Below are 26345 nucleotides of genomic sequence, written 5' to 3'. Positions count from 1 at the left end.
CTCCATAAATCCATGGATTATTGTAGTTGAGTCCGATGGGTGTGACCACACACCTGCGCTCCCGAGATCTTGGAGGACGCCGTGGGCTTCGCGGACGATCACCTCATCCCGCTGGTCGACGAAGGGCTGGGCAACAGCGCCTACCTGCTCGACCTCGGCGACGGACGCGCCCTGGCCATCGACGCCGGCCGCGACCTGCGCGCGCTGCGGACAGCCGCCGGGCGGCGCGGGCTCACCGTCGCGTTCGCAGCGGACACGCACCTGCACGCCGACTTCCTCTCCGGCGCCGTCCAGCTCGCCCACGAGGACGGCGCCACCGTCCTGGCCTCCGCCGCCGGACACCGGGCTTTCCCCCACCAGGCCCTGGCCGACCGCGACGAGGTCGATCTCGGCGGCCTGGTCCTGCGCGCGCTCTCCACCCCCGGCCACACCGACGAGCACCTGTCCTTCCTGCTGCTCGACGGTGCCCGGGAGCTCGGGATCTTCACCGGCGGATCGCTGATCGTGAACTCCGCCGCCCGCACCGACCTCCTCGGGCCGGAGCGCACCGGGGAACTCGCCCGCGCCCAGTACCGCTCCCTGCGCCGGCTGGCCGAGCTGCCGGACCAGACCGCGGTATGGCCCACCCACGGCGCCGGCTCGTTCTGCTCCGCCCCGCCCGGCACCGAGCGGACCTCCACCATCGGCGCCGAGAAACGGGCCAACCCGCTGCTCGCGGTCCCCGACGAGGACGCCTTCGTGGAGGCCCTGCTCGCGAGCCTGGGCACCTACCCGGCGTACTTCGACCGCCTCGGCGAACTCAACCGCCGCGGCCCGGCCCCGCTGACCGCACAGCCGCTCCTGCCCGCCCTGGCCGCGGCCGAGGTCCGGACCCTGATGGCCGACGGAGGCCGTGCCGTCGACGTGCGCCCGGCCGCCGACTACGCTGCCGGCCACGTCCCCGGCTCCCTGTCCATCCCGCTGCGCGGCCGGTTCGCCACCTGGCTCGGCTGGCTCCTGCCCGACACCGCCCCGCTCGTCTTCGTCATGGGGGAGGACCAGGACCCGAGCGAGATCGTCCGGCAGGCGTACAAGATCGGCTACGAGCGTCTCGCCGGTCGCCTCACCGGCGGCATGAACGCCTGGCTCGCCGACGGCAACCCCCAGGCCACCACGGCGTTCGTCACCGCCGACCGCGCCGCCGGCCGTCCCTACCTCGACGTCCGGCAGGAAGCCGAGTTCGCCGCCGGGCACGTCCCCGGCTCCGTGCACATCGAGCTCGGCGTCCTCGAGGCCGCCGCCGCCGACGTCCCGGCCGGCCCGGTCGTGGCCTGCGGCCATGGCGAGCGGGCCATGACCGCCGCCAGCCTTCTGGAGCGCGCGGGCCGCACCGACATCGCCGTCCTCGACGGCGGACCGGCCGACTACGCCGCAGCCCACGGCCGGCGGCTCGTCCAGGGCGCGGGGGGCCGCCGCCCGTGAACACCGCACCCACCACCACGACCCCGGCAGACGCCGTCGGGCGGCCCGTGCGACTCGGGCTGCGCGAGAACGGGCCGCAGTTCACCCTGCTGGTCATCGTCAACATCTGCGTCGGCGGCCTGGTCGGCCTGGAACGCACGACCGTTCCGCTGATCGGCTCCGAGACCTTCGGCCTCACCAGCGATCTGGCGGTCTTCTCCTTCATCATCGCCTTCGGCCTCACCAAGGCGTTCACCAACCTCGCCGCCGGCGCGCTCACCGCCCGCTTCCGCCGCAAGCAACTGCTGGTGACCGGCTGGCTGATCGGCATACCCGTCCCCTTCGTCCTCGCCTGGGCGCCCTCCTGGGGATGGATCGTCGCCGCCAACGTCCTGCTCGGCCTCAACCAGGGCCTGACCTGGTCGATGACCGTCAACATGAAGATCGACCTCGTCGGCCCCGCCCGCCGCGGGCTGGCCACCGGCCTCAACGAGGCCGCCGGCTACACCGCCGTCGGCGTCACCGCCCTGCTCACCGGCTACCTCGCCACCAGCCACGGCCTGCGCCCCGTCCCCGAGCTCATCGGCGTCGTCTTCGTCATCGCGGGCCTCGCCCTGGCCCTCGTCGTCCGCGACACCGCCGCCCACGTCGCCCTGGAACTGGCCCACCACACCGAGCCGCTGCCGACCGACGAGGACACCGGCCTGAAGGCCACCTTCACCCGTACCTCCTGGCACAACCGCTCCCTGCGCGGCGCGAGCCAGGCAGGGCTGATCAACAACCTCAACGACGGCCTGACCTGGGGCGTCTTCCCGCTCCTGTTCACCGACCACGGCCTCGGACTCGCCGCCGTCGGCCTGATCAAGGGCCTGTACCCCATCCTGTGGGGCCTCGGCCAGATCCCCGCCGGCCACCTCGCCGACCGCATCGGCCGCAAACCCCTCATCGTCACCGGCATGCTCGTCCAGGCCGGCGGCTTCGTCCTTGCCCTCGCCCTGTTGGACACCCCGTTCCTCGCCGGCGTCCTGTCCGCCGTCGCCCTCGGCCTCGGCACGGCCATGGTCTACCCCGCGCTCATCGCGTCCATCTCCGACCACGCCCACCCCGCCTGGCGCGCCAACGCCCTGGGCACCTACCGCTTCTGGCGCGACATCGGCTACGCGGCGGGAGCTCTCCTCGCCGGTGTGCTCGCCGACTGGCTCGGCCTGAACGCCACCGTCATCGCCGCCGCAGTCCTCACCGCGGCCTCCGGCCTCCTCGCCGCTCGCTGGATCACCGAGCACAGGACGGGGAGACCGGGGACACGAACGTCGCGGTGCGACGGGTCCTCGACCACTACCTGCACGCCGCCACCGGTGCCGACCGGCACCCGGCCCGGCTCGCGGCGAAGCGGCGGATCGTGACGCGCACGTCGCTGTGGAGAGCGGCGGAGAGCCCAACCCGCTTCTGCCGGTTCGAGGGCGAACGAGAACCGCTGGATGCCATGGGGGCCGTAGAGTCCCGTCACGCCTTTCAGCACGTCGGCGACACCACTCCTATGAGGAAGTGACCCTCTTCCGGGCCGGCCGGGGCCCCGCGCAGGCCCGGCGCCCGGGCCGCGAGCGCAGGTGGGCCGGTGATCGGGGGCACTGCCGCGTCACCACCGCGGCTGACCGGGCCATACGGCCCCTCAGCGGCGGGACGGAACAGGGTCGGTGAGGTCGTCCTTGACGCGCGCCGGGGACGACGTGTCGTTCTGGTCGGGCGTACTCGCGGCGCTGTAGCCGTGTCGGAGCACGGCGGCTCCACGAATTGCTTGCCGATCTCCGTCCTCCAGTGCGCGGCGAGGGCGTCGGTCGTTTTTTCGGCCGGGACCGGGCGGGTGAAGCGGGCGATCCACGTACCGTCTTCGGGCCCGAGGACGGACACCTCGTAGCGGCCGCCGGGCCGCAGCTTGGCAGCCGATGCCTCCGGGAGACCGACCTCCGCCTCGGCGGGCAGGGTGCCCTTGTAGACGGCGAGAGTGCGGACCTTGAAGGTCTGCATGCCGGCGTCGGTGCCCATGGAGACGAGCCGGCCGCGCTCGACGACGTCGACCAGGGCGAGGTTCTGCGCGCGGGCGGCCTCGGCCGCGTCTGTCCGCGTCGGATTGCACAACGCCTCGACGCGTACCTCCTCGTCCTGCTGGACTTAGGCGTATCCGCCGATGCCCACCTCGGCCACCAAGGCGAGGCCGGTGGCCCCGATGACGATCTTGTTCGCGGTCAGCCCCACAGTTGTCGACGCCGGGGATCCACGTGATCTCGTAGCCGGGCGACGGCGTGTTCTTCCGCATCAGGGAGACGACGTTGTCGGCCTTGTGGCACAGGCCGAGCGCGTGCCCGAGCTCGTGGAGGGCGACGTACCGGATCCGTTCCTTCGACGCGCCACGGAGCATCTGCTTGTTGAAGACGATGCGGGTGGAAGTCGCTCTCCGGTCAAGGCAATGTCCCGGAAGGCAACCCCGGGGCCGCGATGTACGACATCCGGTGGGTCGCTCTGCGAGCCGCTGGGCCCCGACCATCCTCCGGCCCGGCGGGCCGCTCGACTGCTTCCGCCTCCGTATGTGTAGCGTCGGTGCCAGGGGGGTGAGATGAACTTCGACGAGAACGAACCGCCATCTGTCCGCGAGGAGCGTTTCGTCGCCGAACGAGTCGCAAGGAGAGCGGCACGCAAATCCGCGCCGCTCGACTCGCGGGGAGCCCACCTCGGCGCGGTCATCGTGACCGTCGCCCTGGTCCTCCTCGGCGGGCACGGGGGCCGGCACGCGGTCCGGCGCGCGTGCAACGTCACCTTCGGATGGGGCGACGGGTTCTGATCATCAAGGCCATGGCAGAGGGGGCGGTTTGACGGGCGAAACAGACCCGGTGGGGCCAGGTCCGCAGTACGCCGACGAGCTGACGACCGACGTCGTGTGGGAGATCGGCGACTTCCTGCTTCCTCGACTGGAGCGAGCGGCCCATGCTCACCCGTCGGACAGTGAGGAGGGCATCACGGCCTCGGCACTCGCGGAGGCAGTGGCCACGTTGGTTCTCACCTTGGAGTGGACCATTACCGGCGGAACGCCAGGCCGCGTCCGAATTCCCGTCGGGATTCCGCTGCCCCCGCTGCCCACCGAGGAGGAACGCCGCGTACGGACGGAGATGCGCCTGGATCGTCTCCGGGACGATTGGAACACTCTCTGTCTCCTCGCCGGCTACTGGCGCTCCGCACCCGGCTATCAGGACTCCCGCTGGCGCAAGCTGGAGTTCCGCGACGCAGAGCATGAGCGTTGGTATCAGCAGCAGTTGTCCGACCGTCATGTGGAGAGCCGCGTGATCCGAGCGCCGAGACAGGACTGACGCCGGGTTTCCTGGACGACCCGGAAGATGTGGTTGGCGCGGCCTCTTGCCGATGACGGTCGTTCGGGCTGACGGTGCGGCGAAGCCCCTGGTAGAGGGTTCTCGACCGAGGGAACCATCTCCATCCGAGGCTTCGCAAGCTCGTGCATCCCTCCGGAATCGACGTGCCCAGCTCGGGCCCGGCTCGTTGTCGGCACCACCACCGCCTACCGGTACGTGGGCAAGGCCGTCGACGTTCCGGCCGCGCTCGCCCGGACCTGACGCAGAGGGGGCAGGGCCCGGGAGCTGAGCTGCGGCCTGCCGTCATGCGTCGGGTCCCAGGGGGGGCGGGGCTGAACGCCGGTCTTCGTCGACCACCCCCAGGCCGTGTGGATCTGGGGAACGCTGCGGACTCCTCTCAGATCGCGGAGGGAATCCGATGCGGTGGACGGCCAGGTACCGCTCCACCCGGGCCCTGAGTCCCTGTCGGTGCCTGATCTCCGCCGCCATGACGTACGCCGACTTCCCGAAGGCTCCGGTCGTCAGCAGGTCGAGATCGCCTCGTGCGAACAGCACGTCGTAGAACGGCGCGAGCGTCTCGTCCGTGTACGCGAACGGGCTCATGAGCAGCTGCAACGGCGTACCGGAGTCCTCCGCCACGGCGCCGTCTTCGAGCAGACGGTTCGCGATCGCGCTGCGCGCACCAGGACCCACGTTCGTCAGCGCGCCCATCAGGACGCTGCGACCGCTCACCTCGGCGTTCGCCTGTGAAGGGTCGTACGCGTCGAGGAACTCGCCGAAGGAGGCTCCGTCTGTGCGGCGTACACGATGTCCACTCCACTCCTTCTCGGTCCGGGGCAGATCTGCAAGCCCCTGTACACCAGTCTCACTTGCTGAGGGATTCCGTGTTTCCGTTGCCCACCTACGACGTGATCGAGGCCAAGGCCGAACCCCGCGAGCCTCGCCGGTGGAGGGTGGGGCGGAGCCAGCCGGACAGGTGCTCGCCTTGACGGCCGGACGGGAGACACGGTCGTCGAAGCACGCGAGCGCGGTGGTCTGCGGAGAGGGCCTCAGACCGAAACGACACCGCCAAGCCGTTCGTCGCGGCTGGCACTTCCCTCGGACACCTCTGGTCACCGCCGGCTCACACAACTAGCCTCGGCCTCTCATCCACATCTGTCCGGGGGGACTCGTGCAACCGCGCACCACAAGGCTGGGAAGAACAGCCGCAGTAGCGACCATCGGACTGATCCTCGCCCCGGGGTGCGCCCCGGCGAAGGAGCCGGCAACCACACCGGGAGCATCGTCTACGACTCCTTCGGCCGCGAGCCCGGTGGCGCCCCTGACGACGGCCCAGCTCAAGGAGCTCGTGTTCAAGGACGGAGAAGTCCCGCAGGCGCACGAGCCCATGGGGGTACAGGAACCCGCACCGAGAGGAAGCGGGCGCTCCTTCCCTCCCATATCGGTACCTGCCTGCCAGCCACTGCGTGATGCCCGTAACGGCGCAGGATCGATCGCTCATGTCTTCCAGATCTTCAACTGGAAGAAGAACATCATGGGCGGAAGCTCGATACTCACCTCCTACGAGGAGGGCGAGGCCACACGGCGCTTCGCGGAGCTCAAGCAGGCCCTCACCACTTGCCGGGCGTACGAAGGCGAGGGCTACGTCGGTCGATTCGAGGTGACGGTGAGAACGGAGGCAGCACCACAGGTCGGCGACGAAGCGGTGGCCTTCCGCGAGATCATCCCCATGAAACCGGAGTGGGTCGACCGTAACGAGCAGTTCGTCGTCGTCCGTACCGGGAACACCATCGCCACGTTCACCGAGCTCAGCACGGGCAAGGGCCTCTCGTTCCCCACCGAGCTGATCCGCAGGCAGGTCGAACGGCTGCGAGACGCCCAGCGGCCCTGATCGCAGGTGCGGGGCGTGTGACCGTGTCGGGTGGCGGGGTCGGTGGCGAGGAGGCTACTGGGCGTGCCGGAGGGCGTCGAGTGCTTGGCGGGCGGTGCCGAGGCGTGGGTCGTTCTCGTGAGGGTGTGTTGTGTGCGGGTGTCCTGGGGTTCGCCGGCGCGACGTCGCACGGGTGTGCTCGGACGCGCAACCGGTCGAGCTCGCCCTCGCCGGCTTCCTGGTGCGCCACCGATTCGGTCACGCCCGACGAGTTCGGCGACCCGTACCGGCTCCGGAGGGGCGCCCGCGTCAACGGCGAGGTCGTGCAGTCCGCCCGGATCTCCGAACTGCTCTTCCCTCAGGCGGTACGCGGCGATGACGAGGAAACCGTGACGGATTGCGGCGTCGCATGGGCATGGGCGTAGTCGCCCCATCCGGTGAACACGGCGTGCACGCCGCCGAAGCCGAGGCCGGAGGGCTCGGTGACCAGAGCGTCTCGGCCGGTGCCTCGACGCCGGCGGTCACGTCGAGGGCGGCGTAGGACTTCGTGCCGTTCTCGGCCGGTCGCGGCATTGAGCAGGAGAACGTCTGGTGCGTCGTCAGCGCCCCGCCCGGTTCCGACCGGCAACTGTCCCTGGGTGAGGCGCCGATCGCTCCACCGTGGATCACCAGCGGCCGGTTCACTCGGTCTTCCCGCGTCCGGCGTACCGGATGACCTCGCAGTCGTCGAGGATCACCAGCCCTTCCTTCACCAGGACATCGAGCTCCGGAAGGAAGGCACGGATCTTGTCCTCGACGTCCACGATGACGACGGCCACCGGCAGGTCCTCGCTCAGCGACAGCAGCCGGTGGGTGTGGATCAGGGAGGAGGCGCCGAAGCCCTCGATCCCGCGGAACACACTCGCCCCGGCCAGTCCCGCCTTGTGGGCCCGGTGGACGATCTCGGTGTAGACGGGTCTGTGGTGCCAGAGGTCGGTCTCGCCGATGAAGATCGTCACCCGCAGGGCCCTGCCCGTCAGCCTGGTCACCGCTGCCTCCACGCCGGTAAGCGGTGGGTCGCCCACACCGCACTCCACACTCCACATCGCCGCCAGGGCGGCCGCCACCGTCACTGCCGGGTGGGCGGGCCCCGTCCGGGCCCGTCCGCGGGCCAGGAGTTCCCGGATGTCCACCACAACGCCGAGAAGGCGATGAACCCGCACGGCACGCCGCTGCCGAGGAATGGCCGCACCGGTCGGGCGCAAACAGGCCAGCGTCGGGGTGGGGGGCTTGGCCACCCGGGACGAGAGGGCTTCCCCGGACACACGTCTCCTACCAGCAAGGCACCCCGGACCTGGGCACACGCCGATCGAAAGCAGGGACCGCCGACGGCGCTGACGCCGCGGTTCGGGTACGGCGGGCCCGACGGTCGCACGGCAGTCACCAAGGGCACCCGCAGCAGTGAGCCTACCGACCACCACCAGCGGGTCACGGTCAGGCGCGCCGCCGTGTCCGGGGACCTGGGCAGGGTGATCGACCGGACGCAGGCGCGCTGGGGCGGACGCTCTCTGGGAAGGGTGCGGGGGCTTGACGCCGTCGAACGGGATGGCGTCGTGGAGGCTGAGCCGGGGACGTCCCGCAGAATCACCTTGAGTTCGCTGGCCTCCGGGAGGCGAGTGATCAGGTGGTCGCCGTCGTCGCTGAGAGGCGTGGATCGCCGCCGCGGGCGTATGCGCCCGCACCCGTCCGGCCGGCGGGGAAGGGGCCGGCAGGTCGGTGAACGGGTTTCCGTGGAGACCACGGTTCCGCCTGCCCGTCCACAGGCTCAGTCCGTCACGCGGACCGCGCGCGCCGGGCGGATGGCGGCTGCTCGGCGGGCCGGGCCCCAGGTGGCCAGGAGGGAGGCGGCGAAGGTGGCCGCGGCCAGGGTGCCGATGCTCGTCCACTCGACGGGGAAGCCTCCTTCGAGGCCTTCGAAAGCGGCGCTGTTCCGGTACATCAGCCACGTCGTCAGCACGCCCAGCAGGCAGCCCAGGGTGATTCCCTCCACCGTGACGAAGGCGCTCTCCCAGAGGAAGGACCGCTGGACGGTGCGGGCCCGGAAGCCGAGGGCGCGCAGGATGCCGATGGTGCGCCGTCGTTCGCGTACCGCGCGGACCATGACGACGCCGAGCCCGGTGATGCCCACGCCCAGCCCCAGGGCGAGGAAGCCCTGCATGAGGCGGAAGAAGGCCGTGCTGGAGTCGAACTGCTCGCGGATCTCCGACTCGATGGGCGTGGCGACCAGGCTGGACGAGAGCTGCTCGCCCTGCAGCCGGGTCGCCAGGGCGTCGGGGGAGGTTCCGGGAGCGGTCCTCACCAGTGCGGAGGCGTTCTGTGCCTGCGCGCCGAAGAGCTCGCGCGCCGCGCCCTCGTTCATCACCACGGGGTACGTGGTGGAGCTCGCGCCGGTGCCGGGGTAGAAGACCATGCCGTTGCTGAGCACGCCGGCGATGACCTTCTGTTCGCTGCGCCCGGTGCGCGGGTCGGTGACGACGAGGGTGTCGCCGGGGTCGTAGTAGTCGCCGGCCGGGCCGCCCGTGCTGCCGAAGAACCCGTCGAGGACGACGTAGCGGGGATCGGTGGCGAGTGCCTGCCAGACCGCGGGGTCGGTCGCGAGCCCGGGCAGCCGTTCCCGGAAGGTGATGCCCGTGATCGCGCCGTCGGGCACGCCGACGACCGCGACGTCCAGAGGCCGGGGATCGCGGTGCCCGGGGTCGGTGGCCCGGCCGGCGGCGTTCAGCAGGGGAGTGACGGCCGAGATCCCGTACGGGGGAGGACTGTTCCGCAGCTCGTCGACCAGGTCGTCGCCCGCCACCTGGGGGTTGTAGTCGAGCCGGAGCGAGTATCCGGACGTGGCGTCGTCGACGACTCCGTCGACACCCGCGCGCAGGATCCCGGAGATCTCCGTCAGCAGGACGAGCACGAACACGATCAGGGTGTACATCACGAGCGTCGCCCCCGTCCGGAACCGTTTCGCCAGTGGGTAGGCGACGGCGAGCCGTGCGGCCAGGCCCGACTCGGACGGCCGCTCAAGGAGCCGCCGTACGGGGCGGAGCACCCATTTCTGGTTGTCGCTGACGAGGATCACCGCGGAGAAGGCCGCGAGCGCGCCCTGGATGACGTAGACGGACATGGAAGGCGTGTCGAAGATCCGGGGGCGTACGACGGGAGCCAGGAGAGTCCAGGCCAGAACCGCGCCCGCGACGAGGGTGGTGACGGCGTGCCGAGGCAGGACGAGCAGGAGGACCGGGGCGGACAAGGCGAGGGCGAGCGCCGGCAGGAGGTAGGTCGCGTCCGGTTGGCTGCGCGCCACCGCCGGGACGGCCGCGACCGCGCACAGGACGGCCAGGGAGGCCGCGACCGCCACCCGCCCGCGCCGCCGTCCCCGGCCGGGGGAGGCGGGGAGGTCGCGGATGGCGGCGATGATGTTGAACCTGCTGATGCGGACGCTGGTCGCCAGGATCGCGGCGAAGGCGATGAGCAGTCCCATCGCGAGCCCGTTGAGGACGCTCGTGGGAGTGACGTCGAAGGTGATGCGGAGGCTGCTGCCGCCGACCGACCAGCCCTGGAAGATCTCCGCGGCCACCACGGCGACGCCCCAGCCGACGGCGATCCCGATGCCGACGCCGGGAAGTGCGGACATCAGGGCGTAGGCGGCCCCTTCGAGGGTGAAGGACCCGACGAGCCGCGAGCGTTTCATGCCGATCGCCCGCACCATGCCCATCTGGGCCTTCCGCTCCTCGCCGAGCATCACGAAGATGTTCACAAGCAGCAGGGCGCCCGCGATGATGCTGAAGCTCCCGATCATCAGGAACAGCGCACCGAGCGAGTCCCCTGCCTGCTTCGCGTCCCGCAGCACCGTCTGTTTCGGCGTGTCGATCGCCGCCTGCTCGGCCAGAGGCCCCAGGGCGCCACGGATGTCGTCCGTGACCTGCGGAGTCAGGGCGTTTCCGCCTTCGACACCGCCCCGATTGGACACGAACGTGATCGAGCGTGCTTCCGTGCCCGCCGCGCGGGCTGCGGCGTCCAGGGTTCCCGGAGCCAGGAACGCGTTGCGGTTCAGGCGCCCTCCGATTCCCACACCGGCGAGGCCCTGCTCCGGCAGCACGCGCTCGACCCGGTAGGTCCCGGGCGTCCCGAACAGGTACAGCGTCAGCGAGTCCCCGGTGCGCACGTTCAGGGAGCGGGCCAGCGGTTCGTTGACCACGACCTGTCCGGGCTCGGGGTTCGGCCCGTCGAGACCGGAGTCGCCGCCCGCCGCACCGAAGCGGGAGGCGTCGGCGAAGTCCATCTGCCAGGCCAGGACCCGCGGTTCTGCGACCGGATGGCCCGCGGTGGAGCCGAGGGCGGACGCCTGCGCGGCCCGGACGGTCAGCACTCCGTCGACGTCGGGATCACCGGTCAGGGCCGCCAGCCGTTCCGCGACGGCGCGTCCGGCCGGGCCGGGCGGGGCGACGACGCGTTCGTCCACCGGGCCCAGGGTCCGGTACGCCTCCTGCCGCACGGAGAAGTTCAGGGTGTCGCCGACGACCAGGGCTCCGATCACGATGGCCGTGCCGAGCATCGATCCGCCGATCACCAGAGCGGCCTCGGTACGTCGACGGGCGACCTGCCGGAAGGCCAGCCGGCGTGACACCGGCTGTCGGACGGCGATCAGGACGAGGGCCGCGAAGGCGAGCGCCAGCGCCACGAGCAGGGGGACGAGCAGGTTCGGGTACATGATCAGCCCGGAGTGACGTCGTGTTCCACGGCCCGGCCGGCCACGGCCTGACGGACGTCGTCGACCAACCGCCCGTCACGCATCCGGATCAGGCGGGGGACACGCGCCCCGATGGCGCTGTCATGGGTGACCAGGACGATCGTCTGACCCTCGTCGCGGTTGAGGTCGCACAGCAGGTCCATCACCTGGCCGGCCATCGCGCTGTCGAGGTTGCCGGTCGGTTCGTCCGCCCACACGATCGCCGGCCGTCCGACGAGGGCACGTGCGATGGTCACGCGCTGCTGTTCGCCGCCGGACAGTTCGCTGGGCCGGTGCCCGACCCGATGGGCGAGGCCGACGCGGTCGAGTGTGGCCAGCGCCCGTCGCCGCGCCTCGCGCGGTCGGGTGCCCACGAGGAGCAGGGGCAGTTCGACGTTCTCCGCCGCGGAGAAGACCGGGATGAGGTTGAACGACTGGAAGACGAAGCCCATGGTGCGGGCCCGGTGCTCCGTGCGCGCGGCGTCCGGCATCGCGAAGAGGTCGTGACCGTCGATCTCGACCCGGCCGCCGTCGATGTCGTCGAGTCCGGAGAGACAGTTCAGCAGGGTGGTCTTGCCGGAGCCGGACGGACCCATGACCGCCACGAGTTCCCCGTGCCCCACGACGAGGTCCAGATCGTCCAGGGCGGTGACCGCCACCGAGCCCGTCCGGTAGATCTTGCGGACTCCTGTGGCGACCAGGAGGGGTCGGTCGCTGTTCATACCTTCCATACGAGACCCCGGAGGCGATCGGCCGCCACGGCCATCCGGTCCCGTACCGGGGCCAACCGGCCCCGTGAGGAGCGGCTGGTCAGGGCCGTGCCTCATCGGCCGCGTGGGCACGTCGGCGGACGACCGTGGAGGTCACCGCGCCGGCGGCCGCCGCGGTGACGGCGAGGAGGACGAACCCCCGCGTGTAGTCGTGCGTGACGCTCTCGATCGCGCCCATCACCAGCGGGGGGAAGAACCCGCCGAGGCCGCCCGCCGCTCCGACCACGCCCGTCACCGAGCCGACGCGTTCCGCCGGCACGAGACGTGCGACGAGGGCGAAGACGGCCCCCGAACCCGCGCCCAGGCCGGCGGCCGTGCCGAGGAAGGCCGCGGTCCCCACCGGGACCAGCTCCGTCTCGAAGGAGGCGAGGAACGCGCACGCGGCGACGAGCCCGTAGGACGCCGTCAGGACGGGCACGGGACGGACACGGTCGGAGAGCCAGCCGCCCAGGGGGCGCATGGCGACCGCGAGGACGACGAACCCGGCGGTCCGCAGCGCCGCGTCGGAGCGGGTGAGGTCGTAGGCCCGGGTCAGATACGTCGGCAGGTAGACGCTGAAGGCGACGAAGCCGCCGAACGACACGGCGTACAGGAAGGCGAGGTGCCAGGTCGCAGGCGTGCGCAGGGCCAGAGAGGTGCGTGACCACAGCGACCCGGTCGCCGTCGTGCGTCCCGGGCGGTCCCGCAGGAGGAACCAGGCCGTGACGGCGTAGACGGCGAGGCAGCCGGCCACGAGATCGAACGGGAAGGCCCGCCCGACGGCATCGGCCAGTTGCACGGTGGTGAACGACGACAGCGCGGTGCCTCCGGTTCCCAGGCCGAAGACGCCGAGGGCGAACCCCCTGCGTACCGGCGGATACCAGGCGTTGACGAACGGGACGCCGACGGCGAAGGCCGTCCCCCCGAGCCCGAGCAGGAAGCCGCCCGCGAGGAACTGCGTCAGTGTCTCGGCGAGGTGGCCCAGGTAGAGCACGGGGAGGACGGTCAGGGCGGCGACGAGAGGGAAGACCCGGCGGGCTCCCCAGCGGTCCGTGAGTGCCCCGGCCGGGATCCTGCCGAGCGCGCCGACCACGACCGGAACGGCGACCACCAGGGACTGCTCGAACGACGTGAGGCCGAGGTCGTCCCGCAGGCGGGGGCCGAGCGGCGCGAGGAGGGCCCAGGCCCAGAAGCAGAGGGTGAACCCGGTCGTGGCCAGGAACAGCATCGTCCGTGGGCGGGCGGCGCCTTCCGTGCGGGGAGCCTTCCCGATGCTTCGGATCACGGCACCTCCCGGGGTCGCTCGCGTCGTCGGCGCGGAGCCCTGCCGCTTCTCACTGTCGGCGGGCCGGCAGGCGGGCTCCAGGGGCCACCTGTCCCTTTCGGCGTCCGGTCGGTCCCCCGCGGGGGACCGACCGGCCCTGTGCGCGGAGCGCCGGGCGGCGCACCGTGAGGACAAGGTGGTCGCGACGGCCGGGGCTCCGCTCGGCCAGGACCGACCCGGCCGTCGGGAGCGTGAGTGGCCATGATGTTCTGGAACGGCGACGGCATGAACGGATGGGGCTGGTTCGCCATGTCGGCAGGAATGATCCTTTTCTGGGGACTCCTGATCACCGCCGTCGTGTTGATCTTCCGACTGCTGGACCGGGCCGCGGAACGCCCCACGCGTCAGGGCGGCCCCACGGGTCCGGAGCGGATCCTCGGCGAGCGGTTGGCCCGCGGTGAGATCGACGAGGAGGAATACCGAAGGCGGCTGAGCGCTCTGCGGAGCGGAGAGTCGTAGGTCGCGCCGTGGGAGGCCGTCGGGATGCGGGAAGGTGTCCGCCCGGCCAGGCTGGGAACATGGCCCGCCGGACGCCCGCGGAGTCGCGTGGGCGGCACGACGCGCTCCGTGAGCTGATCGCCCGGCACGCAGAGCGGGGCGAGCCGCTGCCCGCCGCGCTGGAGCGGGCCAGAGCGGCCGACGCCGGGGAGCCCGCCGCATGGGCGCCTCGGGTCGCGACGGCGTCCCGGCTGCCGGCGGCCGCGGGTCTGGGGCCCGCCACGTACTTCGCCGACCTCGCCGCTCCGCGAGGCGAGCGGCACGTACGCGTGTGCACCGCGACGGCCTGCTTCGCCGCTCGGGGAGGCCGGCACGTCAGAGAGGCGGAGGAGGCACTGGGCGTGACCGCCGGACACGTCGGCGAGGAGGGCCGGACCTCGCTCCAGGCCGTGCACTGCCTCGGCTACTGCTACGCGGCTCCCGCGGCCCTCGACGGCACCCGCCCCCGCGCGGGTGCCGACCTGGCCGACCAGCTCGCCGGACGTACGGAGCCCCGCGCGCCCGCCGTCCCCGCCTCCGACACCACCGGATCCCCCGTCCTCCTCGTGGGAGTGGAGAACGAGGAATCCGCCTGGGACGTATGGCGCGACGCCGTCGCCGACCTGGGCCCCGATGTCATCCGGGACGAGGTCGCCGCCTCCGGACTGCGTGGACGGGGCGGAGCCGGATTCCCCGTGGCGGCCAAATGGGCAGCGGTGGCGGACAGGACCGGAGCGGTCGTCGTCGGGAACGGTGACGAGGGCGACCCCGGTTCGTACGCCGACCGGCTGCTGATGGAGAAGGACCCGGGGCGCGTCCTCGCGGGGCTCGCCCTCGCCTGCTACGCCTGCGGCGCACTGCGCGGAACCGTCCTGGTGCGGTCCGAGTACCCCGAGGCGACGGCCCGGCTGCGGCGGGCGGTGAGGCAAGCGGTGGCGGACGGCGATCTGGCCCCCGAGGCCGGGGAGGCCGGCCCACGGCCCTTCGTCGAGATCGCCGAAGGCGCCGGCTCCTATGTGGCCGGGGAGGAGACCGCGCTCATCGCCCGCCTGGAGGGCGGCCGTGGCGTGGCCCGCCCCCGGCCGCCGTACCCGACGGACCACGGCCTGTGGGACGCCCCGACGGTCGTCAACAACGTCGAGACGCTGGCCGCCGTTCCGTGGATCGTCCGCCACGGCGGCGCGGCCTACGCCCGGCGCGGCCCGGCGGACGAGACCGGGACGAAACTGGTCTGCCTCTCCGAGCGGTTCGCCCGGCCCGGAGCCTACGAGGTCGAACTCGGCACCCCGGTCGGGGAGATCGTCACCCGGTACGGTGGCGGCCTCCGGGACGGGCGCGAACTCGTCGCCCTCCAGATCGGCGGGCCCCTCGGCGGTTTCCTGCCCGGGGACGCCCTCGACGTCCCCCTCACCTCCCGGGCGCTGGCCGAGCAGGGCGCGGCGCTGGGGCACGCCGGAATGGTCGCCTTCGACGCCGACACTGATCCACGCGAACTGCTGCGACACGTATGGGAGTTCGCGGAAGACGAGAGCTGCGGGGCCTGTTCGCCCTGCCGCGTCGGGACCCGTCGAGGTCTCGGGCTCGCCCAGGAGACGGGCCCCGCACCCGGTGAGGCCTACGGGCGCCTGGCGCGGCTCATGGGCGAGGCGAGCCTCTGCGCCTTCGGCCGCCGCGTACCCCTCGCCGTCCGCAGCCTCGCCCGCGCCTACGGGGACGCCCTGGCGGGGTGGGACCGGTGACCCGCCTCCGGGTCGACGGCGTCCCGGTCGAACTGCCCGTCGGAGCGACCCTGCTCGACGCGGCGCGGGCCGCGGGCGCCGAACTGCCCTCCCTCTGCCACGACGACCGCCTCCGGTCCGCCGGCTCGTGCCGGACCTGCCTCGTACGGACCGGCGGACGGACCGTCGCCGCCTGCGTCACCCCCGCCGGGCCGGGCATGGAGGTCGACACGGCCGGCCCGGAGATCCGGAACCTGCGGCGGGACGCCGTGGCCCTCATCGCCTCCGAGCTTCCGCCGCGGGCACTCGCCCAGGACCCGCCGAGCGAACTGGCCGAAGCCTGCCGGGCCTCGGGCATCACCCCGGACGTGGCCACCGGGACCGCGACGCGAGGGCGCGACGACACCCACCCGTACGTCCACCTCGACCGGGACCTCTGCATCGCCTGCGGCCGCTGCGTCCGCATGTGCTCCGACGTCCAGGGCACCTTCGCCCTCACCCTCACGGGACGCGGAGCCGAGACGGTCGTCGCGCCCGGGACGGGCGGAGCCTGGGCCGGATCCGACTGCGTCGCCTGCGGGGGCTGCGTCGACACGTGCCCCACCGGCGCGATCACCCAGCCCGGCCCCGCCCGGGGCCTCACCTCACGACCACCGGTCCCCGGCCGCGTGCGCACCACCTGCGGGTACTGCGGAGTCGGCTGCGCGCTGGACGTCGTCGTCCGGGACGAGCGCGTCGCCGCCGTCCTGCCGGCCCGCGACGGTCCGGTCAACCGGGGGCACGCCTGCGTGAAGGGCCGCTTCTCGTACGGCTACCTCACCTCGGCCGAACGACTCACCGAACCCCTGGTCCGACGCGGCGGCGCCCTGACCCCGGCGAGCTGGGACGAGGCGATCGGCGTCGTCGCGGACGGACTGCGCGCCGCCGTCGAGCGCGGCGGCGCCCGGTCGGTCGCCGCCATCTCGTCCGCCCGTGCCACCAACGAGGAGAACTACCTCGTCCAGAAGTTCCTGCGGACCGCCATCGGCACGAACAACGTCGACAACTGCTCCCGCCTCTGTCACGCCCCTTCCGCGGCGGGACTCACCGCTGCCTTCGGACGCGCCGGCGGCACCGACTCCTTCGACGACGTCGCGACGGCCGACTGCCTCCTCGTCGTCGGGGCCAATCCGGTGGAGGCCCACCCCGTCGTCGGAGCCCGCCTCCTCCAGCGCGCCCTGGACGGCGCCGCCCTCGTCGTCGCCGACCCGCGGGCCGTGGGCCTCGCCCGCCACGCCGACGTCCACCTGCGCCCCCGCCCCGGCACCAATGTCGCCCTCTTCCACGGCCTCGCGCACGTCCTCGTGGAGGAGGACCTGATCGACTCCGTGTTCCTCCATGACCGAGCGGCCGGGCTGGCCGAGCTCACCGCGCTCCTGGCGGACTACCCACCCGGGCGGGTCGAAGGGATCACGGGCGTCCCGGCCGAGGACATCCGCAGGGCCGCTCTGCTCTACGGCCGCGCCGAGCGGCCCGCCGTCGTGTACGGGCTCGGAGTCACCGAGCACCTCCACGGCACCGACGGCGTGCGCACCCTGGCCAACCTGCCCATCCTCCGGGGCGCCGTGGGAGGCACCGGCCGGGGCTTCGGGATCAGCCCGCTGCGCGGCCAGAACAACGTCCAGGGCGCCTCCGACATGGGTGCCCTGCCCGATCTGCTCCCCGGCTACGGGCGCGTCACCGACCCCGCGGCCCGCGCCCGGGCCGAGGCGGTGTGGGGCCGGCCGGTGCCGCCCGCGCCGGGCCTCAGGATTCCCGAGATGTTCGAGGCCGCCCGCGACGGCAGGCTCCAGGCCCTGTGGATCATCGGCGAGGACGTGTGCGCCACCGACCCCGACAGCCGGCGCGTCGCGCAGGCGCTCGACGCCTGCCCGCTGGTCGTGGTCGACGAGTTGTTCCTCGGCGAGACCGCCCGGCACGCCGACGTCGTCCTGCCCGCCGCCTCCTGGCTGGAGAAGGACGGCACCTTCGTCAACTTCGACCGCCGGTTCCAGCGGGTGCGCGCCGCGGTCGCGCCCCCGGGAGCGGCCCGCAGCGACTTCGAGATCGTCCACGCGCTGAGCGCGGCGATGGGCTTTGACCTCGGCTGCCGTACGCCCGAGGAGGCCCTCGCCGAGTGCGGACGAGTGGCACCGGTCTTCGCCGGCGTCTCGCACGCCCGCATCGACCGGGAGAAGGCGGTTCCGTGGCCCTGCCCCTCGCCCGACCTGCCCGGCGAATCCACCCTGTACACCGAACGGTTCGCCACGCCCGACGGCCGCGCCCGGCTCTCCGACGCGCCCTACCTGCCGCCGGGAGAGGAACCGGACGCAGACCACCCGCTCCTGCTGGTCACAGGCCGCCGCTGGGCCCACTACAACTCCGGCAGCATGACCCGGCGCGGCGCCAACCTCGTGCTCGACCCTCAGGGCCGTCTCGACCTGCACCCCGAGGACGCCGCGAGGTACGGAGTCGAGGACGGTGTCCCCGTCGTGGTGGACAGCCGCCACGGTCAGGCGAGGCTGATCGCCCGAGTGGGGAGCGACGTCGCCCCCGGACAGGTGTTCTGTGCCTTCCACTTCCCGTCCGACGGGGTCAACTCACTGACCTCGGACCACGCCGACACCGTGACCTCCTGTCCGGAGTACAAGGTCACGGCGGTGCGGCTGCGCCCGGCGGTGCGGCCGGGGGGCTGAACCCCATCCGAACCGGCCCCGGGTCCCGGGGTGCCGCCGAGTTCAGTCGTGCGGCACGAGGGCGACGGGGGCCCGGCTGTGGTGCAGCACGGCATGGGCGACGCTGCCGATGTGCGCTCCCATCGCCGAACGGCGCGTACGCCGGCCCACGACCACCAGGCCGCCGCCGGAGCCGGCCCGCACGAGTTCGAGGCCGGCCGATCCGATCACCACGGAGGCGGCGGTGGCCACCTCGGGATACTTGGCGCGCCAGGGATCCAAAGTGTCCTCCAGGGCGCGCTCGATCTCCGGCTGCACGCTGAGGCGCAGGTCGGGCACCATGGCAGGTCCCCAGGCGTAGAACGGCAGCTGCTGGGCGTAGACGGCGGTCAGGCCGACACGTCGGCGGGCCGCCTCCTCGAAGGAGAACGCGAGCGCCGCGTCCGCGGGCTGCCGCGCGTCGATCCCGACCACGACGGGGCCCTCCGGAGTGACGCCGCCGGCCGCCCGGACCAGGACGACGGGACGCTCGACGACACCGGCCACGGCCAGCCCCACCGAGCCGACCAGATAGCCGGCCGTGCCGCTCAGCGCACGTGAACCCAGGACCAGCAGGGCACCCGCCTCCGCCGCTTCGACCAGCGCCGGGACGGGGCCGGTGGTCGCGATCCGGGTGGTCACGGAGAGGCCCGGATGCCGCTCGCGCAGTCCCGCCGCGGTGCTTGTCAGCAGCTCCTCGGCCCACGAGTCCTCCGGCTCCCGGGCCGTGACCCGGGAGACGGAGTCCGGCCAGGGCTGCCGCGCGTGGAGCAGACGGACACCCGTGCCGCGCAGGGCGGCTTCGTCCGCCGCCCACAGGGCGGCGGCCTCCGCCTCGTCCGAGCCGTCGATTCCGACCACGATGCCTTCGCCGTTCATGACCATCCACCTCCAGACGACGCGGTGACGTCGTCGAACTCGTGGGCGAGGCGGGTGGACGAGACCGAGACCACTCCGTCCACCGTCGCGCACATGCGCTCGATCGCCGGCACCATGCCCCGGTACGGCACGGTGCCGCCGAGCTCGACCCGGCCTTCCTTCACCTCGACGCTCACGACGTCCGGCGCGAGGCCGAGCGTGCCGGCGAGGACGTCCTCGGTGATCTCGCGGCGGATGCCGTCGTCGTCGCGGAGGAAGATCCCCAGCAGGTCCCGGCGGCTCACGATGCCGACGAGCCGGTCCTGCTCGTCGACGACGGGCAGGCGCTTGACCCCCTGCACCTCCATCAGACGCGCGGCCTCCACGACCGTCCAGCCGGGGCGGGCGCACACCGGGGGAGCGGACATCAGTTCCTCCGCGCGTGTTCCCTCCGCCTTCGCCCGCTCCCACGCCTCCAGTCCCGGCACGGGGGGCGTGTCCCCGGGGACGGCGGCCTGATCGGCCGTCTTGCGCAGGAGGTCGCCCTCCGAGACGATGCCGAGCACCCGGTTCGTCCCGTCCACCACCGGCACGGCGGTGATGCGGTGGTGCGCCAGCACACGCACGATCTCCTTGAACGGCGCGTCCCCGCGGAGGCTCACCACCTCACGGGTCATCAGCTCTTCGATCCGGCGGTGTCGCATCACCCGCTCCTCTCGTGTGCGGTCCTCGCCCCGGCCACCAGGCGGTCGGCGCAGCCGTCCCAGGTGACCAGGACCGGGTAGTCGTCTTCGCTCAGTTCTCTGCCGCTGAGTTCGGCGAGCGCCTCGACGAACTCGAGGAAGTCCAGGGAATCCATGTCGAACGTGTCACGCAGGGACGCGTCGGGGTCGAGACCGGTGAAGTCCGCGTCGGGAACGACGCGTCGTACGGCCCGGCGGACGAACGTCCTCGCCTCGTCGTGGTTCACAGTTCCTCCGGTTGCTGCAGGATTCGGTCGAAGGCGGTGAGAAGGCGGGCACCGGTGGCTCCGTCGGCCGCCCTGTGGTCGGCGGAGAGCGTCGCCGTCACGGTGGGCCGTACCCCCAGGAGGCCGTCGACGGCCACGGGCCGTTCCGTGATCCGGCCGAGCCCGACGAGGGCGACCTGCGGCGGATAGACGACCCCGAAGACGGCTTCGACGCCCTGGTCGCCGAGATTGGTGACGGTGATGCTGGGCTCGGCGGTCTCGGACGACCGCAGACGGCCCCGGGCGTCACGGGCCCGTGTCACCACGTCCTTGAGCCTGGCCATCACCTCGGTCACGGCAAGGGTGTCGGCGTGAGCGAGTGCCGGGACGACGAGGCCGCCGCCCCGGAGGGAGACCACGACCCCGAGGCGCACGTCGGGCGCCGGGGCGAAGGCGCCGTCGACCCAGTGCCCGTTCAGCTCGGGCACCTCGCCCGCGGCGCGTGCGACCGCCGTGAGCATGAGAGCGGCGGGCACCAGGCGGGCCGACAGCGGCAGGTCGCGGTTCCGTGCGTGCATCCAGTCCAGGGCGGCCGTCATGTCCACGGTCGTGGACAGGTAGAAGTGGGGGATCTCCCGCTTGGAGCGGGACATCAGCCGTGCCGTCGCCTCCCGCGCCGTGCCCGCGGCGTGCTGTGAGGCACCCGGTGCGGCGGCGGTGCGGACGTCCTCCGCGCGCACGGTGCCGTCGCGGCCCGTGCCGGCCACGCTCGCGAGATCCACCCCGAGCTCGCCGGCCAGCCTCCTGGCGAGCGGCGAGGCGTGGACCCGCTTCGCTCCGCCCGTGCCCCGCCGGGACTTCGTCGCAGCTGCCGGGGGTTCGGCATGGCCGGATCCGGTCGTCCGTCGAGGCGCGGGGCCGTCCGGGTGCCGGGGGACTCCGACCGCCGCGGGCGGGCTGCCGGGGCGTCCGCCGGCCTGTCGCCGGTCAGGGTTCGCGTCGGCTTGTCCGAGGCGGGCAGCCGGCTTGCCGGCGGCCGGGGGAGAAGGCCGAGGTCCCGCGTTCTCCACGTCCGTCCGTGTGATCCTGCCTCCCGGCCCCGAACCACGGACGTCGGCGAGGTCGATGTGCCGGTCCTCGGCGAGCCGGCGGACCAGCGGGGTCGTGGGCCGAGGTTCTTCGGCCGGCGCGGTGATGCGAGCCAGCGGAGTGCCCACCGGCACCGTCGCGCCCTCGTCGACGAGCAAGCTGTCCACCGTCCCGCTCTCGAAGCACTCCACCTCGATGGCCGACTTGGCGGTCTCGACCACCGCGACGACGTCGCCCCGTGTGACGTGATCGCCCGGGTGCACCAGCCATTGGGAGAGCGTGCCCTCGTCCATGTCGGCGCCGAGCGACGGCATCGTGAACTCCGCCATCTCAGCCCACCGCCCGGTGCGCCGCCGCGACGATGCCGGCGGGTTGGGGGAGTGCTGCTTCTTCCAGCCGGCGGGCGTACGGGACGGGGACTTCCGCGCTGCAGACCCGCTCCACGGGTGCGTCGAGGTCGAAGAAGGCCTGTTCGCAGATCCGGGCCTCGATCTCGGCCGCCAGGCTGCCGCTGCGCCAGCCCTCGTCGACGAGGACGGCCCGGTGGGTACGGCGCACCGAGGTGAGGATCGTGGCGTCGTCCAGGGGGCGCAGGGTGCGCAGGTCGATGACCTCGGCACTGATCCCCTCGTCGGAGAGGCGCCCGGCCGCCTCCAGAGCCTTGGGCACGCAGCCTCCGTAGGCGACGACCGTGACGTCGGTGCCTTCCCGTCGCACCGCCGCGTGGTCCAGCCCGAGGTCCTCGGCCGTGGGGTCGAGCGCGCCGGCCACGTTGTAGAGGCTCCCGTGCTCGAAGAGGAGTACCGGATCCGGATCGGCCAGCGCGGCCGGCAGGAGGTGGCGGGCGTCGTCGAGGGTGGCGGGTGCCAGGACCCGCAGCCCGGGGATGTGGGCGTACCAGCCTTCGAGGCTGTGGGAGTGCTGGGCCGCCAGTTGTCTGCCGGCCCCCGTCGTCATCCGGATGACGAGGGGGACGCCCAGCTGTCCACCGGACATGTGGCGCAGGGTGGCCGCGTTGTTGAGGATCTGGTCGAGCGCCAGCAGGCTGAAGTTGACGGTCATGATCTCGACGATCGGACGCATGCCGGCCAGGGCGGCGCCGATTCCCGCACCGACGAACGCCGATTCCGACAGGGGGGTGTCGCGGACCCGGTCGGGGCCGAACTCCTCCAGGAGGCCCAGGCTGACTCCGAAACAGCCGCCGTAACGTCCCACGTCCTCGCCCATGAGGAAGACCCGGTCGTCCGTGGAGAGGGCCTCGCGCAGCGCCTCGCGCAGAGCCTCCCGGTAGGTGGTTTCGGTGCCGGTCCGTGTGCCGGACCGCGAACGCGGAGTCATGACGGCGCCTCCTCGCGGTCGCCCGTGACGTGGAGCAGCAGTGTCTCGACGGGCTCCTCGGGTGCCTGCTCCGCGGCCCGGACCGCGTCGTCGACGGTGGTGGCGACCTCGTGCTCCACGGCCTCCAAGGAGGCGGAGTCGATCGTTCCCGACTCCCGGAGGGCGCGTTCGAGGACGGCGACGGGATCGCGTCGCTTCCATTCCTCGACCTCGGCCTTGGGCCGGTACCGGTCGGGGTCGTACATCGAATGCGCGCGGAACCGGTACGTCCTGGCCTCCAGGAAGTGGGGCCCGTGGCCGGCACGGATCGACTCGACCGCCCCGCGTGCCGCCTTCTCCACGGCGCGCACGTCCATACCGTCGACGGCCCAGGCCGCCATCCCGTAGGACGCGGCGCGCATCGCCAGATCCGTCTGCGCGTGTTCACGGGCGAGAGCCGTCCCCATCGCGTACTGGTTGTTCTCGCACACGAAGAGCACGGGCAGCGCCCAGAGGGCGGCGAGATTCGCCGTCTCGTGGAACTCGCCTTCGGCGAAGGCGCCGTCGCCGAAGAAGCAGCAGGTCACGCGGGGATCGCCGCGCATCCGGTCGGCGAGGGCCAGGCCGACGGCGAGCGGCAGTCCGCCGCCGACGATCGCGTTGCCGCCGTAGAAGCGGCGTTCGGCGTCGAAGAGGTGCATCGACCCCCCGCGGCCGTGGCTGCATCCGGTGGTCTTCCCGTACATCTCGGCCATGACGGCCTCGGGCGGGATCCCGCGGGCCAGCGCGTGACCGTGCTCGCGGTACGTGGAGACCACCGCGTCACCGTCCGTGAGGGCCTGGTGGACGCCTACGGCCACCGCCTCCTCGCCGATGTAGAGGTGGACGAAGCCGCGGATCACCGCCGAGCTGTAGAGCTCGACGCACCGTTCCTCGAAGCGGCGGATCAGCAGCATCTGCCGCAGCAGGTCCAGGTCGTGCACCTGTTCCGCGGCGGGCGGAGCGGCGGACGCGGTGCGCTTGCGCGTACGGCGGTCCTTGGTCTTCGACGTGCCGGCGGCCGCGCCGCCGTGTGCGATGGCCATCACGAACCCTTCGCCGTCGTGTCGGGTGTTCCGCTCGGCTCCCGGGTCTCCAACGTGGAGACGTCACCCTCCGGCAGGCCCAGTTCGCGGGCCCGCAGCAGGCGTCGCATCACCTTGCCGCTGCGGGTGTGCGGCAGGTCCTCGACGAACTCGATCTCCCGGGGAGCGACCGCGGGTCCGAGCCTCCGGCGGCCGAACGCGTGCAGTTCGCGCCGTAGTTCGGCGCCGGCGTGGACGTCGGGGCGCAGCAGGACGAACGCCTTGACGATCGCGCCCGCCAGCGGGTCGGGTCGCCCGATGACTCCCGCTTCGGCGACCGCGGGGTGTTCCATGAGCGCGCTCTCCACCTCGAACGGGCCGATCAGATGTCCTGCGGACTTGATGACGTCGTCGGCGCGTCCCACGAACCAGAACCAGCCGTCGGCGTCGCGGCTGACCAGGTCACCCGTCAGATACCAGCCGTCGGCGAAGCAGGACTCGTAGCGGCGCGGCTCGTGCAGATAGCCGCGGAACATCGACGGCCAGCCCGCCCGCAGGGCGAGTTCGCCCTGCGCACCCGGTTGCCGGAGGAGGCGCACGTGCCCCTCGTCGATCGCGGCCCGGCCGTCCTCGCCGCAGGCGAGGACGGCCGCCTCCACGCCGGGCACCGGACGTCCCATCGAACCGGGACGCACCGGATCGGCCGCGAAGTTCGCGATCATGATGGCGCCCGTCTCGGTCTGCCACCACGTGTCGTGGACCGGCAGGCCGAGCGCCCTCCGGCCCCAGTGCACCACCTCGGGGTTGAGGGGCTCGCCGACACTCGCCGCGAATCGGAGCGACGAGAGGTCGTACCGCTCCGTGGGCAGGGCGCCGTCCCTCGGCGCGGCCCGCATGAGCATGCGGAGCGCCGTGGGTGCCGTGTACCAGACGGTGACGTGCTGGTCGGACAGGATGCCGTACCAGCGGGCGGGGCCGAAGTCGCCCTCGTCGACGACGGTGGTCACCCCGAGGGCGAGGGGTGCGACGACCCCGTACGACATGCCGGTGACCCAGCCCGGGTCGGCGGTGCACCAGAAGACGTCCCCTTCGCGCAGGTCCAGCGCGCAGGCCGCCGTCACGCGGTGCGCGAGGACTGCCTCGTGCACGTGCATCGCGCCCTTGGGGGTGCCCGTGGTGCCACTCGTGAAGTGCAGCAGTGCCAGGTCGGCGGAGGCGGTGGGGCCCACGTCGTAGGTCTTCGGCGCGGAGGCCGTCAGCGCGGGGAGAGCGAGGGTGTCCGCGGGCGGGTCACCGTCGAGGTCGAGGAGCAGCACGTGGCGCAGGCGCGGGAGCCTCGACCGTATCGGCGCCACTTTGCGCTCGTACGACTCCCGGGTCGTCACCAGGACGGTGGCGTCGCCGAGTTCCATCCGCAGGGCGATGGGTTCGGGGCCGAATGCGGTGAAGAGGGGACACACGACACGTCCGGCACGCAGGGTGCCGAGCACGGTCGTGAAGAGTTCGTAGCGGCGGCCCAGCAGGGTGAAGACGCGTTCGCCGGGGCCGACGCCGAGCGCGTCGAGCAGATGGGCGAAGCGGGAGCTGTCCTGTGCCAGCCGCGCGTAGGTGACCGGCCGCACGGATCCGTCACGGGCGACGCAGCGCAGTGCGACGTGCTCCCCGTGTCCCTCCCGCAGATGCCGGTCGACGCACTCGTACCCCATGTTGACGCCGCCGTCTGGCAGTTCCGCCAGCCGGGAGCGTTCGCGCCGCCAGTCGAACACGGCGCGCGTACGCTCGTAGTCGGCCATCACCGGATCTGCCGGGAGGACGTTCATCGCGGTGGCTCCACGTCGAGGGCCAGGTTGTCGTACGCGTAGTCGATCGATTCGTGCAGGGCGACGACCCCGTCCACGGAGCGGCACAGCCTGACGATCACGGGGATGTCCGCGCGCTCGTCGACCCGGCCGGTCAGGGTGACGACTCCGTCGTCGACGGTGACACGGAGCGTGCCGGGGGCCATCCGCAGGGTCTCGGTCAGGACGTCGTGCTCGATCTCGTCCTGGATCGCGGTGTCGCCGCGGAGGAACGGCCGCAGCAGATCGGTGCGGCTGACGATCCCGACCAGCCGGCCGGTCTCGTCGATCACGGGGAGCCGCTTCACGCCCTTGCGATCCATCGTCCGGGCCGTCTCCACGAGGTTCCAGCCGGGCTGCGCCGAGACGGCCGGCGACGTCATCAGATCGGCCGCCGTCTCCGCCTCGGGGAGCCCCCGTTCCCGTGACAGCAGTCGGACGCCCGCCCAGCGGCCCTCCAGATCGGGCAGCTCGGAGGTGTCCCGCAGCAGGTCGGCCTCCGAGACCACGCCCAGGAGGCGCCGGTCCTCGTCGACGACCGGCACAGCCGAGATGTCGTGCTCCACGAGGAGACGCGCGATCTCCTTGAACGGTGCGCCGGGGGAGACGGTGACCACGCGATGCGTCATCACCTCGAAGACGGTGCGGTGCTGCATGACGCTCCTCCTCGGCCGAGCGGACATCCCCCGCCGATCCCACCCTGCGGTGCCGATGTCCTCCGCAGGAGTGCCGAATGGGACCCTTCCGGGACCATTGGCCCCTATGGGGCGCGTCGGGCATGACCCCAGGGTGGAGGGGAGGC

The 26345-nt window shown here is 72.4% G+C and carries 22 protein-coding genes; 8 read left to right on the top strand and 14 right to left on the bottom strand.

What is annotated here, in order from left to right:
• Positions 1 to 81: 81 nt before the first annotated feature.
• On the top strand, positions 82 to 1461 hold the full coding sequence (locus ABZ621_RS30495; protein WP_360609657.1) for an MBL fold metallo-hydrolase: 1380 nt from the start codon (positions 82 to 84) through the stop codon (positions 1459 to 1461).
• Positions 1458 to 2843, top strand: coding sequence for an MFS transporter (locus ABZ621_RS30490; RefSeq protein WP_360609656.1), 1386 nt, complete (start codon positions 1458 to 1460; stop codon positions 2841 to 2843). Before ABZ621_RS30495 ends, ABZ621_RS30490 begins: the two co-directional genes overlap by 4 nt.
• A gap of 109 nt (positions 2844 to 2952) precedes the next feature.
• On the opposite strand, the gene ABZ621_RS30485 is transcribed toward ABZ621_RS30490, so the two are convergent.
• Positions 2953 to 3576, bottom strand: coding sequence for a hypothetical protein (locus tag ABZ621_RS30485; protein WP_360609655.1), 624 nt, complete (start codon positions 3574 to 3576; stop codon positions 2953 to 2955).
• Positions 3577 to 4051: 475 nt separating this feature from the next.
• Here ABZ621_RS30485 and ABZ621_RS30480 point away from each other — a divergent pair, with 475 nt between their 5' ends.
• Both ABZ621_RS30480 and ABZ621_RS30475 read left to right on the top strand, forming a co-directional pair.
• Positions 4052 to 4276: a hypothetical protein gene (locus ABZ621_RS30480; RefSeq protein WP_360609654.1), complete on the top strand. Its 225-nt coding sequence runs from the start codon at positions 4052 to 4054 to the stop codon at positions 4274 to 4276.
• Between the two features lie 28 nt (positions 4277 to 4304).
• Positions 4305 to 4799 carry a hypothetical protein gene (locus ABZ621_RS30475; RefSeq protein ID WP_360609653.1) on the top strand — a complete coding sequence of 165 codons (495 nt, stop codon included), beginning with the start codon at positions 4305 to 4307 and terminating at the stop codon, positions 4797 to 4799.
• A 303-nt stretch (positions 4800 to 5102) separates the two neighbouring features.
• Here the strand turns inward: ABZ621_RS30475 and ABZ621_RS30470 are convergent, their stop codons facing one another.
• A complete protein-coding gene (locus tag ABZ621_RS30470) occupies positions 5103 to 5531 on the bottom strand; it encodes a hypothetical protein (protein WP_360609652.1) in 429 nt (142 codons plus the stop codon).
• Positions 5532 to 6147: 616 nt separating this feature from the next.
• Here ABZ621_RS30470 and ABZ621_RS30465 point away from each other — a divergent pair.
• A complete protein-coding gene (locus tag ABZ621_RS30465; protein ID WP_360609651.1) occupies positions 6148 to 6690 on the top strand; it encodes a hypothetical protein in 543 nt (180 codons plus the stop codon).
• 659 nt (positions 6691 to 7349) lie between these two features.
• Here ABZ621_RS30465 and ABZ621_RS30460 read toward each other — a convergent pair.
• The 4 genes from ABZ621_RS30460 to ABZ621_RS30445 all read right to left on the bottom strand — a co-directional run bounded on the left by ABZ621_RS30460 (position 7350) and on the right by ABZ621_RS30445 (position 13405).
• Positions 7350 to 7697, bottom strand: a complete 348-nt coding sequence (locus ABZ621_RS30460; RefSeq protein WP_360609650.1) for a DUF190 domain-containing protein — start codon at positions 7695 to 7697, stop codon at positions 7350 to 7352.
• Positions 7698 to 8473: 776 nt separating this feature from the next.
• Positions 8474 to 11410, bottom strand: a complete 2937-nt coding sequence (locus ABZ621_RS30455; RefSeq protein ID WP_360609649.1) for an FtsX-like permease family protein — start codon at positions 11408 to 11410, stop codon at positions 8474 to 8476.
• Positions 11411 to 11412: 2 nt separating this feature from the next.
• Positions 11413 to 12150 (bottom strand): ABC transporter ATP-binding protein, encoded by a 738-nt coding sequence (locus ABZ621_RS30450; RefSeq protein WP_360609648.1) that lies wholly within the window; start codon positions 12148 to 12150, stop codon positions 11413 to 11415.
• An 88-nt stretch (positions 12151 to 12238) separates the two neighbouring features.
• A complete protein-coding gene (locus ABZ621_RS30445) occupies positions 12239 to 13405 on the bottom strand; it encodes an MFS transporter (protein WP_360609691.1) in 1167 nt (388 codons plus the stop codon).
• 297 nt (positions 13406 to 13702) lie between these two features.
• On the opposite strand from ABZ621_RS30445, the gene ABZ621_RS30440 reads away from it, so the two are divergent.
• Genes ABZ621_RS30440 through fdhF form a run of 3 tightly spaced genes read left to right on the top strand, consistent with a single transcriptional unit; the run spans position 13703 to position 18410 of the window.
• Positions 13703 to 13960: an SHOCT domain-containing protein gene (locus ABZ621_RS30440; RefSeq protein WP_360609690.1), complete on the top strand. Its 258-nt coding sequence runs from the start codon at positions 13703 to 13705 to the stop codon at positions 13958 to 13960.
• Positions 13961 to 14019: 59 nt separating this feature from the next.
• The gene (locus ABZ621_RS30435; protein WP_360609647.1) at positions 14020 to 15717 is read left to right on the top strand and encodes an NAD(P)H-dependent oxidoreductase subunit E; all 1698 of its coding nucleotides are present in this window, start codon (positions 14020 to 14022) and stop codon (positions 15715 to 15717) included.
• Positions 15714 to 18410: a formate dehydrogenase subunit alpha gene (gene fdhF, locus ABZ621_RS30430; RefSeq protein WP_360609646.1), complete on the top strand. Its 2697-nt coding sequence runs from the start codon at positions 15714 to 15716 to the stop codon at positions 18408 to 18410. Before ABZ621_RS30435 ends, fdhF begins: the two co-directional genes overlap by 4 nt.
• Before the next feature lie 42 nt (positions 18411 to 18452).
• On the opposite strand, the gene ABZ621_RS30425 is transcribed toward fdhF, so the two are convergent.
• From ABZ621_RS30425 to ABZ621_RS30390, 8 genes are all read right to left on the bottom strand, one after another.
• On the bottom strand, positions 18453 to 19307 hold the full coding sequence (locus ABZ621_RS30425) for a universal stress protein (protein WP_360609645.1): 855 nt from the start codon (positions 19305 to 19307) through the stop codon (positions 18453 to 18455).
• On the bottom strand, positions 19304 to 19990 hold the full coding sequence (locus ABZ621_RS30420; protein WP_360609644.1) for a CBS domain-containing protein: 687 nt from the start codon (positions 19988 to 19990) through the stop codon (positions 19304 to 19306). Before ABZ621_RS30420 ends, ABZ621_RS30425 begins: the two co-directional genes overlap by 4 nt.
• Positions 19990 to 20256, bottom strand: a complete 267-nt coding sequence (locus tag ABZ621_RS30415) for a phosphopantetheine-binding protein (protein WP_360609643.1) — start codon at positions 20254 to 20256, stop codon at positions 19990 to 19992. Before ABZ621_RS30415 ends, ABZ621_RS30420 begins: the two co-directional genes overlap by 1 nt.
• Positions 20253 to 21653, bottom strand: coding sequence for a dihydrolipoamide acetyltransferase family protein (locus ABZ621_RS30410; RefSeq protein WP_360609642.1), 1401 nt, complete (start codon positions 21651 to 21653; stop codon positions 20253 to 20255). Before ABZ621_RS30410 ends, ABZ621_RS30415 begins: the two co-directional genes overlap by 4 nt.
• Position 21654: 1 nt before the next feature.
• Positions 21655 to 22662 carry an alpha-ketoacid dehydrogenase subunit beta gene (locus tag ABZ621_RS30405; protein ID WP_360609641.1) on the bottom strand — a complete coding sequence of 336 codons (1008 nt, stop codon included), beginning with the start codon at positions 22660 to 22662 and terminating at the stop codon, positions 21655 to 21657.
• Complete coding sequence (gene pdhA / locus ABZ621_RS30400) at positions 22659 to 23597, bottom strand: pyruvate dehydrogenase (acetyl-transferring) E1 component subunit alpha (protein WP_360609689.1); 939 nt, start codon at positions 23595 to 23597, stop codon at positions 22659 to 22661. Before pdhA ends, ABZ621_RS30405 begins: the two co-directional genes overlap by 4 nt.
• Before the next feature lie 128 nt (positions 23598 to 23725).
• On the bottom strand, positions 23726 to 25525 hold the full coding sequence (gene acsA, locus ABZ621_RS30395; protein WP_360609640.1) for an acetate--CoA ligase: 1800 nt from the start codon (positions 25523 to 25525) through the stop codon (positions 23726 to 23728).
• Positions 25522 to 26199 carry a CBS domain-containing protein gene (locus tag ABZ621_RS30390; RefSeq protein ID WP_360609639.1) on the bottom strand — a complete coding sequence of 226 codons (678 nt, stop codon included), beginning with the start codon at positions 26197 to 26199 and terminating at the stop codon, positions 25522 to 25524. Before ABZ621_RS30390 ends, acsA begins: the two co-directional genes overlap by 4 nt.
• Between the last annotated feature and the right edge of the window lie 146 nt (positions 26200 to 26345).

This window comes from Streptomyces sp. NPDC007863 (genome assembly GCF_040633895.1).
Lineage (GTDB): Bacteria > Actinomycetota > Actinomycetes > Streptomycetales > Streptomycetaceae > Streptomyces.
Note: the sequence above shows the minus strand (reverse complement) of the source record. Positions and strands in the feature narration are given on the sequence as shown.

Bases quoted from the DNA above. Each gene is read 5' to 3' on its own strand.
- ABZ621_RS30480 (WP_360609654.1), top strand. From the start codon at position 4,052: ATGAACTTCGACGAGAACGAACCGCCATCTGTCCGCGAGGAGCGTTTC.
- ABZ621_RS30455 (WP_360609649.1), bottom strand. From the start codon at position 11,410: ATGTACCCGAACCTGCTCGTCCCCCTGCTCGTGGCGCTGGCGCTCGCC.
- ABZ621_RS30450 (WP_360609648.1), bottom strand. From the start codon at position 12,150: ATGAACAGCGACCGACCCCTCCTGGTCGCCACAGGAGTCCGCAAGATC.
- ABZ621_RS30445 (WP_360609691.1), bottom strand. From the start codon at position 13,405: ATGCTGTTCCTGGCCACGACCGGGTTCACCCTCTGCTTCTGGGCCTGG.
- ABZ621_RS30440 (WP_360609690.1), top strand. From the start codon at position 13,703: ATGATGTTCTGGAACGGCGACGGCATGAACGGATGGGGCTGGTTCGCC.
- ABZ621_RS30435 (WP_360609647.1), top strand. From the start codon at position 14,020: ATGGCCCGCCGGACGCCCGCGGAGTCGCGTGGGCGGCACGACGCGCTC.
- ABZ621_RS30425 (WP_360609645.1), bottom strand. From the start codon at position 19,307: ATGAACGGCGAAGGCATCGTGGTCGGAATCGACGGCTCGGACGAGGCG.
- ABZ621_RS30420 (WP_360609644.1), bottom strand. From the start codon at position 19,990: ATGCGACACCGCCGGATCGAAGAGCTGATGACCCGTGAGGTGGTGAGC.
- ABZ621_RS30410 (WP_360609642.1), bottom strand. From the start codon at position 21,653: ATGGCGGAGTTCACGATGCCGTCGCTCGGCGCCGACATGGACGAGGGC.
- ABZ621_RS30405 (WP_360609641.1), bottom strand. From the start codon at position 22,662: ATGACTCCGCGTTCGCGGTCCGGCACACGGACCGGCACCGAAACCACC.
- pdhA (WP_360609689.1), bottom strand. From the start codon at position 23,597: ATGCTGCTGATCCGCCGCTTCGAGGAACGGTGCGTCGAGCTCTACAGC.
- acsA (WP_360609640.1), bottom strand. From the start codon at position 25,525: ATGAACGTCCTCCCGGCAGATCCGGTGATGGCCGACTACGAGCGTACG.
- ABZ621_RS30390 (WP_360609639.1), bottom strand. From the start codon at position 26,199: ATGCAGCACCGCACCGTCTTCGAGGTGATGACGCATCGCGTGGTCACC.